The 19,962-nt window shown below is 38.5% G+C and carries 17 protein-coding genes and 1 pseudogene; 11 read left to right on the top strand and 7 right to left on the bottom strand.

The genetic code is table 11. From position 1 onward, the window contains the following. From AC1M9M_RS13620 to AC1M9M_RS13600, 5 genes and pseudogenes are all read left to right on the top strand, one after another. A pseudogene (locus AC1M9M_RS13620) lies at nt 1-107 on the top strand (hypothetical protein); the annotation flags it as partial. 48 nt (nt 108-155) lie between these two features. Then, entirely contained in the window at nt 156-935 is a 780-nt protein-coding gene (gene pcaD, locus AC1M9M_RS13615) for a 3-oxoadipate enol-lactonase (RefSeq protein WP_481596599.1), read from the top strand. A gap of 182 nt (nt 936-1,117) precedes the next feature. Beyond that, the gene (locus AC1M9M_RS13610; RefSeq protein ID WP_481596598.1) at nt 1,118-2,779 is read left to right on the top strand and encodes a phosphoethanolamine transferase; all 1,662 of its coding nucleotides are present in this window, start codon (nt 1,118-1,120) and stop codon (nt 2,777-2,779) included. A gap of 13 nt (nt 2,780-2,792) precedes the next feature. Continuing rightward, complete coding sequence (locus AC1M9M_RS13605; protein ID WP_481596597.1) at nt 2,793-3,473, top strand: response regulator transcription factor; 681 nt, start codon at nt 2,793-2,795, stop codon at nt 3,471-3,473. Nucleotides 3,474-3,488: 15 nt separating this feature from the next. Further along, nucleotides 3,489-4,802: an ATP-binding protein gene (locus AC1M9M_RS13600; RefSeq protein WP_481596596.1), complete on the top strand. Its 1,314-nt coding sequence runs from the start codon at nt 3,489-3,491 to the stop codon at nt 4,800-4,802. 4 nt (nt 4,803-4,806) lie between these two features. Here AC1M9M_RS13600 and AC1M9M_RS13595 read toward each other — a convergent pair whose 3' ends face one another. After that, entirely contained in the window at nt 4,807-5,475 is a 669-nt protein-coding gene (locus AC1M9M_RS13595) for a phosphatase PAP2 family protein (protein WP_481596595.1), read from the bottom strand. A 152-nt stretch (nt 5,476-5,627) separates the two neighbouring features. On the opposite strand from AC1M9M_RS13595, the gene AC1M9M_RS13590 reads away from it, so the two are divergent. Further along, a complete protein-coding gene (locus AC1M9M_RS13590) occupies nt 5,628-6,500 on the top strand; it encodes an alpha/beta hydrolase (RefSeq protein WP_180028882.1) in 873 nt (290 codons plus the stop codon). Nucleotides 6,501-6,504: 4 nt separating this feature from the next. Here the strand turns inward: AC1M9M_RS13590 and AC1M9M_RS13585 are convergent, their stop codons facing one another. Beyond that, nucleotides 6,505-7,122 (bottom strand): TetR/AcrR family transcriptional regulator, encoded by a 618-nt coding sequence (locus tag AC1M9M_RS13585; RefSeq protein WP_035270045.1) that lies wholly within the window; start codon nt 7,120-7,122, stop codon nt 6,505-6,507. 104 nt (nt 7,123-7,226) lie between these two features. Here AC1M9M_RS13585 and AC1M9M_RS13580 point away from each other — a divergent pair, with 104 nt between their 5' ends. Both AC1M9M_RS13580 and AC1M9M_RS13575 read left to right on the top strand, forming a co-directional pair. Further along, nucleotides 7,227-8,582 (top strand): flavin-containing monooxygenase, encoded by a 1,356-nt coding sequence (locus AC1M9M_RS13580; protein ID WP_218947418.1) that lies wholly within the window; start codon nt 7,227-7,229, stop codon nt 8,580-8,582. A gap of 113 nt (nt 8,583-8,695) precedes the next feature. Next, nucleotides 8,696-10,318, top strand: a complete 1,623-nt coding sequence (locus AC1M9M_RS13575; RefSeq protein WP_092768393.1) for a long-chain-fatty-acid--CoA ligase — start codon at nt 8,696-8,698, stop codon at nt 10,316-10,318. A 60-nt stretch (nt 10,319-10,378) separates the two neighbouring features. Here AC1M9M_RS13575 and AC1M9M_RS13570 read toward each other — a convergent pair whose 3' ends face one another. The 5 genes from AC1M9M_RS13570 to AC1M9M_RS13550 all read right to left on the bottom strand — a co-directional run bounded on the left by AC1M9M_RS13570 (nt 10,379) and on the right by AC1M9M_RS13550 (nt 16,195). Beyond that, nucleotides 10,379-11,695, bottom strand: a complete 1,317-nt coding sequence (locus AC1M9M_RS13570; protein WP_481596594.1) for a flavin monoamine oxidase family protein — start codon at nt 11,693-11,695, stop codon at nt 10,379-10,381. 182 nt (nt 11,696-11,877) lie between these two features. Beyond that, nucleotides 11,878-12,876, bottom strand: coding sequence for a cysteine synthase A (cysK, locus tag AC1M9M_RS13565; RefSeq protein ID WP_092768396.1), 999 nt, complete (start codon nt 12,874-12,876; stop codon nt 11,878-11,880). Between the two features lie 122 nt (nt 12,877-12,998). Continuing rightward, nucleotides 12,999-13,673 carry a class I SAM-dependent methyltransferase gene (locus AC1M9M_RS13560; RefSeq protein ID WP_481596593.1) on the bottom strand — a complete coding sequence of 225 codons (675 nt, stop codon included), beginning with the start codon at nt 13,671-13,673 and terminating at the stop codon, nt 12,999-13,001. 101 nt (nt 13,674-13,774) lie between these two features. Then, nucleotides 13,775-15,466 carry an AMP-binding protein gene (locus AC1M9M_RS13555; protein ID WP_481596592.1) on the bottom strand — a complete coding sequence of 564 codons (1,692 nt, stop codon included), beginning with the start codon at nt 15,464-15,466 and terminating at the stop codon, nt 13,775-13,777. 102 nt (nt 15,467-15,568) lie between these two features. Continuing rightward, complete coding sequence (locus AC1M9M_RS13550; RefSeq protein WP_481596591.1) at nt 15,569-16,195, bottom strand: TetR/AcrR family transcriptional regulator; 627 nt, start codon at nt 16,193-16,195, stop codon at nt 15,569-15,571. A 145-nt stretch (nt 16,196-16,340) separates the two neighbouring features. On the opposite strand from AC1M9M_RS13550, the gene AC1M9M_RS13545 reads away from it, so the two are divergent. From AC1M9M_RS13545 to AC1M9M_RS13535, 3 genes are read left to right on the top strand one after another with little or no spacing between them, the layout of a single operon-like run. Continuing rightward, nucleotides 16,341-17,513: an isovaleryl-CoA dehydrogenase gene (locus AC1M9M_RS13545; RefSeq protein ID WP_481596590.1), complete on the top strand. Its 1,173-nt coding sequence runs from the start codon at nt 16,341-16,343 to the stop codon at nt 17,511-17,513. Between the two features lie 26 nt (nt 17,514-17,539). Further along, nucleotides 17,540-19,141, top strand: coding sequence for a carboxyl transferase domain-containing protein (locus AC1M9M_RS13540; protein ID WP_092768407.1), 1,602 nt, complete (start codon nt 17,540-17,542; stop codon nt 19,139-19,141). A gap of 12 nt (nt 19,142-19,153) precedes the next feature. Continuing rightward, nucleotides 19,154-19,954, top strand: a complete 801-nt coding sequence (locus AC1M9M_RS13535; protein WP_481596589.1) for an enoyl-CoA hydratase/isomerase family protein — start codon at nt 19,154-19,156, stop codon at nt 19,952-19,954. The last annotated feature ends 8 nt before the right edge of the window (nt 19,955-19,962 follow it).

Here is a 19,962-nt window from a genome sequence, read left to right as displayed (position 1 = left end):
TGACGACTGCTCTCAACCAACTAGAGGCAACTGGTGGCAAATATGCATTGTGCTCTATGTGTATCGGTGTGGGTCAAGGCATCGCTTTAATTATTGAACGTGTTTAACTATTAAAAACCCCCTCCCTTTTCTCAAGGGAGGTCGGGAGGGATTCTATGCCTACTTTTTCTTCAAATGATGCGCAAATCAACTATCAAACTTTTGGTGATTCAAGCAAGCCTGCTCTTGTTTTCTCTAACTCTTTAGGGACAAATTTCAGCATGTGGCAATCACAAATTGAGTTTTTTAAAGCTTCTCATTATGTGATTTGTTATGACACACGTGGTCATGGTGCATCGGACGCGCCTCAAGGTCCATATACCATTGATCAACTTGGTCAAGATGTGGTGAATTTACTCGACCATTTAAATGTTGAAAAAGCTGCATTCTGTGGTATTTCGATGGGTGGTTTGACAGGCCAATGGTTAGCGATCAATCATCCTCAACGCTTTAGTCATGTGATTGTGTGTAATACCGCCGCTAAAATTGGCAATGAAAATGCTTGGAATGATCGTGCCGTATTGGTTCGTGAACAAGGTTTAGCACCGATTGCATCAACGGCTGCAGGTCGTTGGTTTACAGATCCCTTTATCCAAAGCAACCCAGCAGTGATTGAAAAACTTTCAAACGACTTAGGAGCTGGCAGCCCTGAAGGTTATGCAAGCTGCTGTGAAGCTTTGGCTAAGGTGGATGTGCGTGAACAACTCAAACAGATTTCGATTCCAGTATTGATTATTGCAGGTCAACAAGACCCTGTGACCACTGTGGCAGATGGTCAGTTTATGCAAGGCGCGATTGCGGGTAGTCAACTTGTTGAGATTAATGCTTCGCACATTTCGAATGTTGAACAACCACAGGCGTTTAACCAAGCTGTGGCTGAATTTATTCAGGCTTAAGTTTAGAACAACTCAAACCTGAACTCAGGAAACATCACCTGTCACGGGTGACTCATCTTGACGCTTTGCCAGATTGCTCCACCAGTCTGGCTTTTTTTATGCCCTAGACTTAAATCATTTATTCAGTAAATTTTAAGAAATAAAACCTAATCTCAGCGTAGTTAAATATTAGAACTCATCGTATGCGCTACACATCTATCATTCAGCAATGGAAAAAACCAACGATAAGCCTAGCACTATTCAATTTAGTACTCTCAGTATGGGTTGGCATGGGTTTAAATATTGCGTTCTACAAACATCTTACTTCACTCACACCTTATCAAGGTTACCCAGCAATTCTTTTTTTAATAGGTTCATCTGTCTTAATCACAGCTGCTTATTTTTTTATTTTCAATCTTATTCATTGGAGATTGAACGTAAAGATATTTGCAAGTATCTGGATTGTATTAGGCGGTATTTCTGCATATTTTGTAAGTAGTTTAGGCATTATTATTAATGCTGATCAGATTCAAAATATGATGCAAACCAATACGATGGAAGCATTTGATCTGATAAATATAAGATTATTTATTTGGGTTGTATTTTTTATTTTAGCGCCTCTTTTTTTTATTTATTGGGTGAATATCAAAAAATCAACGTTATTTCATACCCTTTGCAGGAAAATGTTACACAGTGCAATCAGTTTAATTTTAGTGTTAGGTTGCGCTTATTTATATTATGTTGACTATGCAGCTATTTTTAGAGAAAACAGAGAGTTGAAAGGAATGATCAGCCCTCAAAATGTCGTTGCAGCGTCCTTCAGTTATTATAAACATCTTAAACCTCCCAAAAATACTATAATTCAACCCTACGGACGTGATGCACACCAATTTATTCAAACGGCGACCCATCAAACTCCAAAACTGATGGTTTTAGTGATAGGAGAAACAGCACGTGCAGAAAGTTTTCAGTTGAATGGATATGATCGAGCTACAAATCCAGAATTAAGCAAATTAAATATAATCAATTTTCGTAACGTCAGTTCCTGTGGTACTGCAACGGCGGTATCCGTACCTTGTTTATTTTCTGGTATGACTCGACAAGCATATACAGAAAAAGTCGCAAGACAACGGGAGAACTTACTCGATATTATTCAACGTGCGGGCTACAAAGTAACGTGGATCAATAACAATTCAGGATGCAAAGAGGTTTGTAATCGGGTTGAGCGTTATGAAATTCCCGAATCTATTCATAAGCAATGGTGCGATTCTAAGGGTGAATGTAAAGATGAAATATTGATTGATAGCCTTAATGCCTATATTCAAGCCATTCCCAAAAATGATAAAACGCCAAGACTTATCGTACTCCATCAAATGGGAAGTCACGGCCCAGCTTACTATAAACGGTCCACTCATCAATACACACCCTTTCAGCCGACTTGTAACACCAGCGCAATTCAGGGATGTAGTCAACAAGCTCTGATCAATACTTATGATAATTCAATTGTATATACAGACCATATTCTCGCTTCGACAATCAATTTATTAAACAAACCAACTCAATTTCAATCCGCTTTATGGTATTTATCAGATCATGGTGAATCCACGGGTGAACATGGAATGTATTTACACGGCGCGCCTTATCAAATTGCACCATCACAACAAACTCATGTGCCGATGATCATGTGGTTTTCAACAGCATGGCGAAAACATGAAGCGTCAACTGTACGATGCATTAAATCTCAGAAGAATGATGCACTTAGCCAAGACAATGTCTTTCACACCATGCTAAGTTTATTGAATATTCATACTACAACATTACAACCCGCATTAGACCTCAGCCAACAATGCAAACCTCAATTATAGAACAGAGCCTAATATGAATAAAATCCTGATGATTGAAGATGACTTTATGATTGCAGAGTCATCTCAAAAGTTGCTCCAATATCAATCATTTGAAGTAGTCTGGGTCAATAATGGCATCGATGGCTTAAAACAATTAAATCAACAAGCATTTGATTTAGTGCTGCTCGATCTTGGATTACCTATGATGGATGGCATGCAAGTACTCAAACATCTTCGCTCACTATTTCCTTCAATTCCTGTACTCATTATTTCAGCAAGAGATCAACTTCAGCACCGTATCGATGGATTAAATCAAGGCGCTGATGATTATCTAGTAAAACCATACGAGTTTGAGGAGTTATTAGCGCGTATTCACGCCATACTCAGACGTACATCTCAACAAAATACATCTCAGATAAAACAAATTTTAGAATTTGGCGGACTCAGGTTAGATCTTGAACAACATATCGCGAGTTTTGAAAATCAGACGGTTGAATTTTCAAACCGTGAGTGGGCTTTATTAATTCCACTCTTAACTTATCCAAATAAGATTTTTTCGAAGTCTAATCTTGAAGAAAAACTGTATGATATTGAAAATGAAATCAGCAGTAATACCATTGAAGTCTATATTCATCGCATACGCTCAAAATTAGGTAAAAATTTTATACGTAATGTGCGAGGATTAGGTTATCGGCTAGGTCAGCCTACACCATAAAACAAGAATTGATACATGACGCAACCCTACTCTTTACAAAAGCAACTTGTTGTATTTACCTCAATTTTTAGTGTGGTGATGGGATGTATATTGGTTTTTTCAGCCTATAGAACAGCTTTAGAGGAAACAAATGAAATACTTGATGCTCAGCTGAAAAATCTGGCAGAGCGCGTTGCAAAATTTAATCCAGATCCTGTAAAGAGTAAATTTTCACATTTAAAACAGTACCATGAAGAAGATTTATTTGTAGATGTTTGGGCCTATGACCAACAATCACATTTACATGAAAAGTTTAAACAGTTGGTTGAGCCAGTCGCAAAGTCAGGTTTTTATCATCACACTAATCATTATGGTAAATGGCATACCTATGTGATTCCATTGAAAACTGTTCAAGTTCAAGTGAGCCAACAAGACTCTGTTCGACAAGCTTTAGCCATAGAGCTCGCAATCAACATGTTTTTACCTTATTTAATCATTATGCCCTTCGCGATTTATGGCTTAGGTTTTATGATTAGAAGAAATTTTGCTCCATTTGAGCAATTTAAATCCGAATTAAGTACACGTAAACCAAATGAGCTGACCGTAATCGACCCTCAACAGTACCCTATTGAGCTAGTACCCAGCATTCAAGCGATCAATCAATTATTTCAAAGGATCTCTGATGCCCAACAAGAACAAAAACAATTTATTGCAGACGCCGCTCACGAATTAAGAACACCAATTACAGCATTAAATCTTCAAACTAAAATTTTACTCAAAGAGCTCCCCCATCACGAATCGTTAATCAAAATGAATAATGGTTTACACCGAACTCAGCATTTGGTCGGACAGCTTTTAAATCTCGCTCAACAAGATTCATTGAATGCCAGTAACGAGAAAAAAATGAGTATTCGGTTAGATGAACGTGCTTATCAATCTATTGAACAATTGATTCATTTAGCTTTAGCCAAAGAAATCGATTTAGGTATGGAACGTTATGAACACGTTCAAATTATAAATTATTCATCTGCTATAGATTCAATATTAACCAACTTAATAGAGAATGCGATTAAATACACGCCTCCCAATGGCATCATTAATGTTTCGACATTTCAAGAGAATGATATAGCGATCATTCAAGTGGAAGATAGTGGCCCAGGAATTTCAGCAGATCTCTATGAACGTATTAAAAAAAGATTTTATCGAGTTGAGCAACATCAAGAAATTGGTAGTGGCTTAGGTTTATCAATTGTTGAAAAAGCTGTAGAACGTATGGGGGGCAATCTTATCTTTGATCGCAGCCCTCAATTAGGTGGTTTATTGGTGAGAGTGGAAATTAAACTACATTAATTGCTTAGGCTAATTTAGCCTTATCTTTTAGACTAAATATTACGACATTGAATATCCAAATCAACCAACCTGTCCAAAGATTATGACTAAAAAAATGTGCACCTCTAAGCATTTGCGTCCATCCCATAAACATTCCCAAGAGAATTGCACTCAATAAGTAAAATTGAGCTAATTGTGTTTTTTTGTTCCTGAACACAAAATACCCACTCAATAATGCAAAACCTGCAGAAGCATGACCTCCAGGAAAACAATGCCCAACTTTACTACTGAGACTCCAGACAATTGTCATTCCCTGAGGTTGAGCTGCATCCCATGGACACATCAAGTTCGACTGTGATTTGAACAACACTATTAAAATAATTGAAATTAAAGCAACTGCAAAAATTGTGATGTAATTTTTAGAGGTTTCCAAACGTTGATTTCTCGATTTGGGATAAGCGACCATGACTGCATATATCAGCATACTGCAGTACATCGCGATTAGCACATATTTAACCCATTGATGCCCAACTACACTTGACCAAAATGCATCTTTTAAATAGAACACTCCTTTTGAATTTAAGCCTAATTGAATCAATTTCATGTCGACAGCACCATGTACTGGAAATAGATTGACCAAAATGAAATAGCTCAAGATTAAGGCGATACATTGTTTGCGATAGAAAAAACTCATACGAATTCATCGAATAAAAATGTATTTAAATCAATCAGGCTTAAAATTTTCTGAACGATTTGACATCAAATAGACTTTTATACTGCATAACGATATGCTTAAACCAACCTGAGTTGGGTTTTAAAAATAAAAAAGTGTTAAGGATAACCACGATGCAAACTCAAGAATTACTTATTCCGAATGGCAACTATCAAATCCAAGCTGATTTTTATATGCCAGAGCCGATCACAAAAGATTCTAGTATCATCATTATGGCTCATGGCTTAGGTGGAGAAAAAAGCTGTGGCTTAAACTCTTTCGCTGAAGCTTATGCAGAATTGGGATATAACGTATGCGTATTTGATCATTCTGGTTTTGGATTAAGCAGTGGTCCTGTTCAGCATCTTGTCGATAAAAATAGTCAACTTCAGGATTGGAACGTCGTTATCGACTATATTCAAACCCGATTCTACATCCCGAAAAAAAATATCATTTTATGGGGGTATTCGTTCAGTGGTGCGCATGTTCTAACATTAGCAAGTGAACACACCTTTAAAGCAGTGATCTCTAATTTTCCACACGTTGATGGTTTAGCGAGCTTGACGCTGTATCCTAAAAAATATTTATTGCCTGCAACCATGATTGCATTACAAGATTTAGCCCTAGCAAAAATAGGTAGAGTAAAAACCATGCCTGTAGTTGCAAAAGATCGGTTTGCTATTTTGGCGGGTGAAGATTGCTATGATGCCTATTATCGACTGATCCCAGACGGGATACATTGGAAAAATGCTGTACCAGCTCGAATCGTTGCAACTATTGGTTTATACCGACCAACAATGATCGTTCATAAAATTCAATGCCCTGTTTTTGTGTCAGGTGCGGAACTAGATTCACTTATTCCTATCAAAGCAACACGTAAACTCACACAAAAACTAAAACAAGGTGAATATCGTGAGTTCGTCTGCGGTCACTTCGATCTATTCCATTCGCCCGTTTTTGATCAACTCATCGCAGCGCATCAACATTTTTTGGAAAAACTAAAATAAACTTTTAAAGTTGGTAGTTATATCCCTTACTGCTTAAGTAAAATTCACTGATGAAATGGCATTCTTTTAGAATGTCATCAGTGACTTGTTGATGCTGATAGTAGCTGTGTTTCATTAATGCAAAAACCATTTCAACCAAATACACCGCTTCCTCTTTTCTATTCAATTTCAGCGGATGTACTTTCTGCTCAAATACCGCTTGTAAATCATGAGCAATCTTCTCAATGACGATTTCCTGTAAATTAAAACCATCAACATGTACTGGCCCACCCAAAATCAAAATACTTGCAGCAGGATTTGAATTGTAGAACTCAGCCACCTTAGAAATTAGATCAAAACAAATATCACGTGTTGACCAAGTTTGATAGCACTCATTTTTAAACAAAACATAGGCCTGCAGTTCATCTAAATAACGTTTCACCAATATGCTGAACAAATGATTAACTGTTGGAAAGTATTGATAAATCGTAATCTTAGGAAGATCGGACTGTGCTGCAATTTCGGGAATAGTACAGTGATTGATGCCTTGTTCTTCTAATATTTTCTTTGTTGTTTCTAGTACAAGTTCTAACCTTGCTTTACTTCTTTTTTGTACAGGAAGCTTAATTTCATCAAAAAGCATTTAAACAAATCCCCTGTCTTGCTGTTTAAAAATAAATCGATTATAGTCATAAAACCAACTATAGTTGGTTATGAATAAAAAGAACATCATTCAAGGATATGAATATGAACACAGTCTGTATCATTGGTGCAGGTCCGTCAGGAATTACGGCTGCTAAAAATTGTCAACAAAATGGTATTGCATACGATATCTTCGAGAAGAATGACAAAGTCGGTGGGAATTGGGTGTTTAATTCTAAAACTGGTCATTCTTCAGTCTATGAGAATACACACATTATTAGCTCGCGTACAATGTCTGAATATGAAGATTATCCAATGCCAGACAGTTACCCTGATTATCCACGACATGATCATTTGCAGCAGTATTTTGAAAATTATGCCAAACATTTTGGTGTATATGACAAAATTAAATTTCATCACACTATTAACCATATTCATAAAAATGAAAATAAAAAATGGGTGGTGGATTACACCGATGATCAAGGTAAAGAACAACAGAAAATATATGACTATTTAATGGTTGCCAATGGTCATCACTGGAAACCGAAATACCCTGAGTATGAAGGTGAATTTACTGGCAAGTGGATGCATTCACATGATTTTAAAGGTGTAAATGACGACTGGCGTGGAAAGAAAATTTTAGTCATTGGTGCAGGTAATTCAGGCTGTGATGTTGCCGTAGAATCAGCACGTGTCTCAAAAGATGTGTATATATCGATGCGCAGTCCACAATGGTTTGTTCCAAAATTTATGTTTGGACATCCCGCAGACATACTCGTCAAGTCAATGGAAAAACTTCCGCCCAAAATGCGCCAAAAAATTCTGACCAAATTGGTAAAAGCATTCAGTGGAAATTACGCAGATTTTGGCTTGCCTGTAAATGACAAACCGATGCTGACACAACATCCAACGGCGAACTCTGACTTCATTGACTATGTGCGTCACGGTAAAATCAAACCAAAACCAGCGATCAAGCGTCTCAATGGTAAAATTGTAGAATTCGTCGATGGTACTCAACAAGAGTTTGATATTATTTGTTGTTGTACTGGTTTCTGGACCGTCTTCCCTTTCTTCGATAAAGATTTTATAGATTTCCAACATGCTGAAAAATTACCGCTTTACCGTAAAATGATGCATGCAGAACATGACAATCTTTATTTCATTGGTTTATTCCAGCCACTAGGTTGTATTTGGCCAATTTCAGATCATCAAGCCAATTTGGCATGTCAGGAAATTTTAGGAAAATATAAACGTCCTGCTGATATGAAAAAAGCGATCCAGCATGAGTTAGATCATCCACATTACAACTTTGAAGGCGGTCAACGACATGCAGCAGAGGTTGACTATAATGACTTCCGCGCTGAACTCGTGTCAGACCTTAAAACTGCTGGTGTCATCATTCCAGAGCGTAAACCTTTGGTTTCAATCCGTAAATTAGTTGGTTCTTTACTGACTGCATAATTTAGTGTATTTCTAGGTCATCAGTGAGTGTTACGTTAATCGTGAGCACTCACCTTACATAAATATAATCAACTCAAAATAAAAACTTAAATGATCAATAGCAGGAGCTTTGCATGCACGGACGTATGATGTTTCAACCTTTATTAATCAGCAGTTTACTAGAACATGCTGCTGAATTTCATAAAGACACCCTGATCGTTTCAAAAAACACCGATGGCTCACTTTACGAAACCAATTGGGGCGATGTATCGGATAATGCTAAACGTGGTGCAAAGGCATTAAATGAACTTAAACTCATTCACGGCGATTGTATTGCAACATTAGCTTGGAACAATCATCGTCATTTAGAGGCTTGGTATGCTATTTCTGGTAGTGGCTTAATCTGTCACACCATTAACCCAAGATTATTTCCAGAACAACTGATTTTCATTATTAATGATGCACAAGATAAAGCGATTATTTTTGATAAAACATTCCTACCTTTGATTACAGGAATAAAAGCACATATTCCACTGGTGCAACATTTCATCTGCTTAGATGCACCTGATGAAAAGATTCGTCAAGCCTTACCCGAAGTCTTGTTCTACGATGATTTAATTGCGGGTCAAACTGCAGAATATACATGGCCTGAATTTGATGAAACCACTGCTAGTTCACTATGTTATACCTCTGGAACAACAGGCAATCCTAAAGGTGCTCTCTATTCTCATCGCTCAACTGTTCTTCACAGTTTAGCGGCCAGCTTACCTGACTCACTCAATCTGTCAGCCAAAGACATTATTTTACCTGTAGTTCCGATGTTTCACGTTCATGCATGGGGAACACCTTATGCCGCAGCGATGGTAGGTGCTTCAATTATATTACCAGGGCCGGGTCTTGATGGTGAGAGTCTAGTTAAACTCATTGATCAATATGAAGTGACTGTTGCACTTGGTGTTCCTACCATTTGGCAAAGCTTGTTGGTCGCTGCAAAAGCAATGAACAGTTCACTGACCTCTTTAAAACGTAATGTGATTGGTGGCTCGGCTTGCCCACCTAGCATGTTAGCCACATTCCGTGATGTATATGATTGTGAAACCATTCATGCATGGGGGATGACTGAAGCTAGTCCACTTGGCACTGCCAATCAATTCAAAGCTAAACATAAACAACTTTCTCAGGATCAACAAGCAAAACTACGTCTTTCCCAAGGTCGCCCGCCGTTTGGAGTCAGGATTCGTTTAGTGTCTGAAGAAAGAGGAACCGATCTTGTTCCACATGATGGTGAGACTATTGGTAATTTACAAATCAAAGGACATTGGATTGTTGACAAATACTTTGGTCAGTCCGACTCACCATTGACCAGTGATGGATGGTTTGATACTGGAGATATTGCGTCTATAGATGCTGATGGCTATCTGCATATTAGTGATCGTGCCAAAGACTTGATTAAATCTGGTGGAGAATGGATCTCTTCTGTAGAGCTTGAAAATATCGCAATGGGTCACCCAGAAATTGCGATGGCTGCGGTCATCGCAGCACAACATCCAAAGTGGGATGAAAGACCTGTCTTAATCGCCGTTAAACATCCTAATAGCCAAATCACTGAACAACAACTCATTGATTACTATGCTGATAAAATTGCTAAATGGCAAACTCCAGATAAAGTGATTTTTGTCGATGCCATACCGCTTAGCGGCACTGGAAAAATGCTAAAAAGAAAACTTCGCGAAGAATATGGACATGTATTAATGTGAGTTCAGGTTAATTTCTCAACTCACTCATACTAACTAAATAAAGCTGTAACTGTAAATCAGTTACAGCTTTATATTTAAGCCACTACGAATAATTAAATTAGCAGTATCACGACCTGACAGATATGCACCATGCACAGTGCCTGCATAATCGGTATGACAATGTTCACCTGCAAAATATACTTGCGCTGGATGCTCTTTTTTAAAGATCTCTACATCATCTTTAGTATGTTCAACTTTTGGAAAACTAAATGAACCTAAACTAAACGGATCACTTCCCCAGCGGGTAATTATGATGTTCTGAATTTCATTGGAGTGCATGCAAATCTTCAATATTTTCTTGATATATTCATGCACCTGTTGATCCGTTGCTTGATCAACCCATTCTGACTTTGTACCTCCAACGAGAAGTAGATAAGTCGGTTTATTATATAAACGACTAAAATCTAAAATACTATACAGCTCACGCTCATCCCAAAAAAATGCCGTATTGTGTTTAAGTGCATTCCCATTAAATTCTAGAGCTTTTGAAAATTGTATAAATATTTTATTGAAAGATCCAAAACCCAGCTTTTGAATCGATCGGACTAATCCACTAGGCAAAGGCGGCTCAAACTTAATTTTATCTTGCTTTAAAATACCGAGTGGAACTGTCACCACAACTTGAGAACATATGTAAAGCTGTCCACATGCTGTTTTTATCTGCACTTGATGAGAGTCATGATCGATTTCAACAATATCTGCATTCGTATGAATCTCTAAATCAGTAGCCAGAACTTTAACAATCTGTTCATAACCTTTTGGAAATATCACTTCATCGCCTGAGAAGTAGCCTTCAAAATCCATAAAATTATGGGCTAATTGCTCTAAATCAGTCGCAAAAGGATCATTGGCAAGCCTTGAGTAATACTGCTTAATTTTTTGTGTGATGACGTCTCGATCAAAATAATGAAGTTGAAAACGTATCTTTCCTAAAACATTCTCAAGTTGCTCAAAAGCGGAGATATCCTGCTCTTTTGATTTATTTTGAAAAACCTTCTGAACATCACGAAGGCATTTTTCAAATTCTAAGCTCTCTTGTTCGGTAAATGGCTGACCATTGGCATGAAAATAATCCACTTGATCATAATTGAAAACTTGAGTACTTATCCGATTGGACTCTGCAATTTTCCATATCGGATTATTATCAATACCATGTATCCATGATGCACCAAGGTCAAAACAATGACCATCAATGTTTTGTGTATGTATTCTCCCACCTATACGATCACGTGCTTCTAAAACAACAACATTAAATCCTGCTGATTTTAAATGCTGAGCACAACTTAATCCTGCAACACCAGCGCCGATAATATAAATAGGATGATTAAAGTCGTTCATTCATTTTTTTATTAGAAAAAATTCGCTTAAAGATATCGCGTTCAAAACTGTGAATATAGTCGTGTGATGTAATAAATTTAAAATGATTGGTAACTTAAGAAGAGTTTAAAATTGTTTGAATCGAATAAATCACAAAAAAACGGCCATGAAGACCGTTTTTTTAGAATGCTTTGACTTTCTCATTAATCTGCTGATATATCTTCGAATAAAACTGAAGATAAATAGCGCTCTCCAGCATCAGGTAAAATCACCACTATGGTTTTACCTGCATTTTCAGGACGTTGAGCAAGTTCATGAGCGGCCGCTAATGCTGCACCACTTGAAATACCCACAAAAATCCCTTCTTTGATCGCAGATTGACGAGCAAAATCAATTGCTGTTTGATTTTCAACCGCGATAACTTCATCCACCAAATCTAAATCTAGGTTTTTAGGAATAAAGTTTGCACCAATGCCTTGGATTTTATGTGGTCCCGGAGTGAGTGTTTCGCCACGCTTCGCTTGTCCAATAATTGGTGAGTCTGCTGGTTCAACTGCAACTGAGTAAAGGGCTTGATTTTTAACTTTCTCAAAATAACGCGAAATACCAGAGATCGTACCTCCCGTACCTACACCAGCCACTAAAATATCAACCTTACCACCCGTTGCTTCAAAAATTTCAGGTCCAGTTGTAGTTTCATGAATGGCAGGATTTGCTGGGTTTTCAAATTGCTGAGGTAAATAATAAAGCTCTGGGTTCTCAGCAACTAAACGTTCTGCTTCTTGAACAGCACCATTCATCCCTTTAGCTGGATCGGTTAATACTAAATGAGCACCCAATGCTTTGAGTACTTTACGGCGCTCGATACTCATACTTGCAGGCATAGTCAGTGTGATGTCATAACCTTTAGCAGCAGCAACAAAAGCTAGCGCAATTCCAGTATTACCACTCGTAGGTTCAACAATATGCATTCCTGCTTTAAGCACACCACGTTGTTCTGCATCCGCAATCAAAGCTGCACCAACACGGCATTTTACTGAAAATGCTGGGTTACGTGCTTCCACTTTAGCAAGAACTGTAGCCCCACCCTGTATTACACGATTAATGCGAATAAGCGGTGTATTACCAATCGCTTCAGCGTTATTACTGTATACCGCGATTCCACGATTAGAAGTTTGTGGAAATTGAGTCTCTGTGGTCATGAACAATCCTTATATTCATAAAACAATACTTTTATCATAATCCTTTTTCATTTTAGATATATAACCATTTGTACGATTTTCATATAAGATAAAATGAATAAGTTATTCTAAATATGAAATTATCACTTTACTGCTTTTAATCCATAAAAATTAGACATTTGACAAAAAGTTCTTAAATTTTGATAACCAGCCTGAAGGTATAGATTCTTCATCTCCTTCACCGTCATTAAATTAAAGTCATCATGTATTCTTTCCAACATGACCTGACTTTGTTTTTCACTTAATCCTATTTTTGTCACCAAATTTTTTAATACTAACTGATCATTTGGTTCTTCAAATTGCATCAGATCGAAACTCATAACCATGCCCTCGTGTTTCAAAGCATGGTAAATATCACCTAAAAAACTCTTTTTGCATGCATGTGAAACAAAATGAAAAACCAAAATACTCAATACTGCATCAAAATTTTCAGGATATTTCTGTAGCACAGTCGTGTCACCTTGCAGAATTGTGACTCGGTGCATTTGCTGCTTAAACTGAACGATCTGATTTGTTTTTTCAAGCATCGCTGCCGATGGATCAAACACAACAAACTCCGCCTTTGGAAAATGATCTAATAAATAATTCAGTTCAAATCCAGTTCCGCACCCGACAATGGCAATTTTAGCCTCTTCTTTGAGATGAGTTTCAAGCAACGCCAGTATATGTAGATGCATCAGTTCATATCCTGGTATGAGCTGCCTGATATGTTCATCATAGTTTTCTACGATTTTTGGGTGATCAAAATTCTTTGCCATATCGCTCTTCTACTATTTTTTAAAATTAAGCCGAACTTAGTGAACTAAGTTCGGCTTTGTTGTTTTTCTAGCTTGAAGTTAAAAATATTACTCAATGACGATTAAGCACTCTCATCAAAAATATTGAGTTGCTCACGCATATATTCTTGGAGTTTAAACTTCTGAGCCTTACCAGAAGCAGTCATTGGGAACTCTTTAAGAAAATGTACATATCGTGGCACTTTATTATGTGAGATATTGGCTTTGCAGTAATCTTTGATCACTTGTTCAGAACATTCATGTCCTTCATGCAAAATAATACAAGCACATAACTCTTCGCCATATTTCGGGTCAGGAAGTCCAATCACTTGGACATCGCTAACAGCAGGATGTTTATATAAGAAGTCTTCAATCTCTTTAGGGAATAAATTCTCCCCCCCACGAATCACAACATCTTTAATGCGACCTTTGATTTTGATAAAACCTTCATCATCCATTTCAGCGATATCACCGGTATGCATCCATTTTGCGACATCTACGACTTCTCGTGTTTTTTCTTCTTCATCCCAATAGCCCAGCATGACTGAGTATCCTCGTACACACAACTCTCCGAGTTTGCCACGAGGCACTACTTTACCGTGTTCATCGACTATTTTAATTTCGATATGTGGATGAACTCGACCAACAGTGCTCACTCGTTGTTCTAGCGAATCTGTGATCGAACTTTGTGCGCTTACTGGCGCTGTTTCAGTCATGCCATAACAAATCGTGATATCTCGCATATGCATACGCTCAATGACGCGCTTCATGATTTCTTTTGGACATGGACTGCCAGCCATGATGCCTGTACGTAATGTGGTCAAATCAAATTCGTCAAATTGCTCATGATCAAGCATGGCAATAAACATAGTAGGCACACCATATGCCGCAGTACATTTCTCTTGTTCAATCGCTTTAAGACTATCAAGAGGATTAAATACAGCTGATGGATAGATCATGGTTGATCCATGTGTAATACAAGCGAGATTACCCATCACCATACCAAAGCAATGAAATAACGGTACAGAAATACAAACTCGATCTTGAGAAGTCAGTTTGATTGCCTCTCCCACAAAATACCCGTTATTCAGAATATTATTGTGTGTCAGCATGGTCCCTTTGGGGCTACCTGTCGTTCCGGAGGTAAACTGGATATTGATGGTTTCATCGAATTGAAGACCAGATGCTATCTCATTAAGTTGATCTAACTGCTCTGAAGTCGGTTCAGCCAATAAATCACTAAAGCGATAAAACCCAGTATGTTGTTGATCATCTATTTTGATCAAATACTTTAAATGCGGCAATTTTTCAGCATTTAAAACGCCATTGGTCGTATGCAAAATTTCTGGTGCAATTTGCGTCAAAATTTCTTGATAATTGGTCGTCTTAAAGGTCGATGCAATGATCAATCCTTTGCAAGATACTCGATTGAGTACGTATTCTAGCTCGTAGCTTTTATACGCAGGATTTAAGTTGACCAAAATAATTCCAGCCTTGAAGGCTGCAAATTGTGCGATCGTCCATTCCACACAATTAGGGGACCAAATCGCTAGACGATCTCCCTTTTCTAAACCGATTTTTAATAAACTACATGCAAAAGCATTTACTTTCTCTTGTAACTGCTGATAGGTCAAACGTACATTTTGATGCACACTGACCACAGCATCCTGATCGGCATATTGTAGGCATGCTTGATCAAATTTATGGCCTATGGTCATACCCAATAAGGGTTGCTCACTGGTGCCATAGGCATAACTGAGTCGTAATTGCGTCATTGAATCATACTCCTTGATTCTATTTTCTTATATCAATCCAATATTTCGTTATTAATTACGCGATTACTCGTTTAAACACGACATCCTTTTGTGTGAATTAAATTAATTTTCCTCCTTTGCCTTAACTGCATTGACACAAAAGTCTGCAATTTGCTTAACGAAATAACCTTTATAACTGTCATCAAACATCACATTACGCGATGGATTTAAAGGTTCAATCACAACGAATGTCATCGCACCAACCACGCATAATGCAGCTGTATTTAAATCTTCAAATTCGAACTCACCATTGACCTTTCCTTCAGCAAGAATCTCCTTAATGGATTGTTTTATCAGTTGCTTACTTCTAAAACGTTCATGCTCAATCGTTGGGTCTACGGGCTCAAACATGAGTGAATATGCAAGTTGAGGGCTATTCAGTGCACGTTTTACGAAAGCAGTGACGGCCTTTGTCAACTTTTCAGTCGAAGTCCAATCAGTTTTTGCAATCTGATTCAGAATATCGACCTCACCTTTGATGGCCTGTGAAAGCACTTCAATCAAAATCTGATTTTTGTTCTCAAAATAGCGATAGACCAAACCACTCGAGACACCAGATTTATCTGCAATCGCTTGCACTTGTGCATCTTTAAAACCACCACCCGCAATAAGTTCGCGCGCGGATTGCAGTATCGATTGACGATTTTGCTCCATACGCTCTTGCATCAAAGTGGATCTTTTATAACTCATAATTGTTCACCCAATCAACTAAAATGAATTATAAATCATTTTCTGAATCTATATTCACTTTTTAAAAAAATAACTGTATTGTATTTCTCAAGCAAGGACAAAATGCTTCACTGGAAATAAAAATTAAATTTTAGGATGAATGAAAATGAATTTACAGAGTATCGACTTTGGACTAGACGAAACACTAATCGCTTTACGTGATTCTGTAGCTGCATTCTGTGCAAAGGAAATCGCACCTATTGCTCAACAAGTTGATCAAGACAACTTATTTCCAGCTCACTTATGGAAAAAATTTGGTGATATGGGGTTACTTGGACTTACCGTGAGTGAAGAATACGGTGGTGTCAATCTGGGTTATTTGGCTCATATCATTGTCATGCAGGAAATTTCACGAGCATCTGCTTCCATTGGACTTTCATACGGGGCACATTCAAATCTTTGTGTGAATCAAATTAACCGTAATGGTAGCGAAGAACAAAAACAAAAATATCTTCCTAAATTAATTTCTGGCGAATATGTCGGTGCTTTGGCAATGTCTGAACCAAATGCGGGTTCAGATGTCGTTAGTATGAAATTACGTGCTGAAGAGCATGGTGATCACTTTGTACTTAATGGCTCAAAAATGTGGATTACCAATGGTGGAGATGCTGACGTGCTGGTGGTTTACGCCAAAACTGACATCAATACTGGTGCCAAAGGCATGACTGCTTTCATTATTGAAAAAGGCATGGAAGGCTTTAGTCATGGGAGTCACTTAGACAAACTCGGAATGCGTGGTTCAAATACTTATCCCCTGTTCTTTGACAATGTCAAAGTGCCTAAAGAAAACGTCATGGGTGGTGTGGGTAACGGTACAAAAGTGCTCATGAGTGGATTGGATTACGAACGTGCAGTTCTCAGTGGTGGACCACTAGGCATTATGGATGCATGTTTAGATGTGGTCATCCCATACATTCATGAACGTAAGCAATTCGGTCAATGTTTAGGTGAATTCCAACTCATGCAAGGCAAAATTGCGGATATGTATTCTACATGGTTGGCAAGCAAGGCTTTGGTTTATGCCGTGGGTGCAGCATGTGATAAAGCTGATCATGATCGTGGTTTACGTAAAGATGCAGCAAGTGCCATTCTCTACTCAGCTGAAAAAGCAACCTGGATGGCTGGTGAAGCTATTCAAACCCTTGGGGGCAATGGTTATATCAATGATTACAGTACAGGTCGATTGTGGCGTGATGCCAAACTCTATGAAATCGGTGCAGGAACTTCTGAAATTCGACGCATGTTAATTGGTCGTGAGTTATTCAACGAAACCAAATAATTCAAGTTAATACAAGGAAGTCATTGATGAACGAAATTAAAAGTAAAATCAATCCACGTAGTGAAGAGTTTAAAATCAATCAAGCTGCAATGCTTGAATTGGTCGCAGACTTAAAAAAACAAGCTCAAACCATTGCCTTAGGTGGTGGAGAAAAAGCACGTCAGAAGCATTTAGCACGTGGAAAACTATTACCGCGTGAGCGCATTGATCAACTCATTGATGCAGGAACTGCCTTTCTTGAAATTGGTCAACTCGCTGCTTATCAAGTTTATGCTGACGATGTACCAGCCGCAGGTGTGGTTGCAGGTATTGGTCAAGTGCATGGTGTGACATGCATGATCGTTGCCAATGATGCAACAGTTAAAGGAGGTACATATTATCCTTTAACTGTAAAAAAACATTTACGTGCGCAAGAAATTGCTGAACAAAATCATCTTCCTTGTATTTATATGGTCGACTCAGGCGGTGCATTTCTGCCAATGCAGGATGAAGTATTCCCTGATCGCGATCATTTTGGACGAATTTTTTACAACCAAGCACGCATGTCGAGTAAAGGTATTGCACAAATAGCCGTGGTTATGGGGAGTTGTACTGCGGGTGGCGCATATGTCCCTGCCATGTCCGATGAAACAATTATTGTCCGCAATCAAGGTACGATTTTCCTCGGTGGTCCACCTTTGGTAAAAGCTGCAACAGGTGAAGTGGTGACTGCTGAAGACCTTGGTGGTGGCGATGTTCATACCCGTTTATCTGGTGTCGCAGATCATCTTGCAGAAAGTGATGAACATGCGATTCAAATTGCACGCAATATTGTTCAAAACCTAAATATCGAACCGAAAGCATTTAAGACAGAAATTGAAGAACCACTTTATAGTGCTGAGGAACTCTATGGTGTCATTCCGAGTGACTCACGCAAGCCCTTTGACATCCGTGAAGTGATTGCACGTATCGTGGATGGTTCAAGACTTGATGAGTTTAAAGCTCGTTTTGGTACAACCTTAATTACAGGTTTTGCATCAATCTACGGCATGAAGGTCGGAATCATTGCCAATAACGGAATTTTATTTTCAGAGTCTGCACAGAAAGGCGCGCATTTCATCGAATTATGTACGCAACGCAATATTCCACTGCTCTTTATCCAAAACATCACAGGCTTCATGGTCGGTCGCCAATATGAAAATGAAGGTATTGCCAAAAATGGAGCCAAATTGGTCATGGCAGTAGCGACCGCAAATGTTCCTAAAATCACCTTGGTGGTTGGTGGTTCTTTTGGTGCAGGCAACTATGGAATGTGCGGTCGAGCATATTCTCCTCGCTTCTTATGGACTTGGCCGAATTCACGTATTTCCGTGATGGGCGGTGAACAAGCTGCTAGTGTTCTCTCCACGATTAAGCGTGATCAAATTGAGCAACGTGGTGAAACTTGGTCAGCTGAAGAAGAAGATCAATTCAAACAACCTTATCGTGATCAATTTGAAAAGCAAGGACATCCTTATTATGCATCTGCACGTTTATGGGATGACGGCGTGATTGATCCAGCAGAATCACGTCATGTCTTAGGTCTGAGTTTGGCTGCTGCATTGAATGCACCCATTGAACCAACTCAGTTCGGCGTGTTCCGCATGTAAGGAGAAAATGACATGAGTTATGAATTTTTACAGCTTGAAACTGAACGCCAAGTTACGACCGTTTGGATTAATCGTGCTGAATTACACAATGCATTCAATACACAAGTGATTGAAGAGCTGAATCACTGTTTCACAACATTAAATGCTGATGATGACGTTCGTGTTGTCGTTTTGGCAGGTCGTGGTAAAAGCTTTTCAGCAGGTGCGGACCTTAATTGGATGAAGCAAGCAGGTCAAGCATCAAAAGTGGAAAATGAAGAGGATGCTTTGAAACTTGCCAAAATGTTACAAAGTTTAGCCACGCTGAAACAACCGACTATTGCACGTGTCCATGGTATTGCATTTGGCGGCGGCATGGGGCTTGCTTCAGCATGCGATATTTGTGTGGCTTCCACTGATGCTAAGTTTGCCACTTCAGAAGTGAGATTAGGTTTAGCACCTTCAACGATTAGTCCATACGTGATCCGTGCCATCGGTGCTCGTCAAGCATCTCGATATTTTCTCACTGCTGAACGTATTTCTGCAGAACAAGCAAAGCATATTGGTCTCGTCCATGAAGTTTGTCAGCCAGAACAGTTGGATGCCACCGTATTGGAAATCATTGATGCAATTTTGCTTGGTGGCCCTGAAGCTCAAGCTGCATCAAAGTCTTTGATTCGTTTAGTTGATCATCAAGAAGTCACAGAAGATTTACTGATTCAAACCGCTCAACACATTGCGCACGTACGTCAAGGTGATGAAGCCAAAAATGGCTTAACTGCTTTTTTAAATAAACAAAGCCCAGCATGGATTCAAGCAACGGCAGAACAATAAAAAGGAAT

The organism is Acinetobacter sp. ANC_7503, from assembly GCF_056780035.1.
This window is presented reverse-complemented; position numbering and strand designations above follow the sequence as displayed.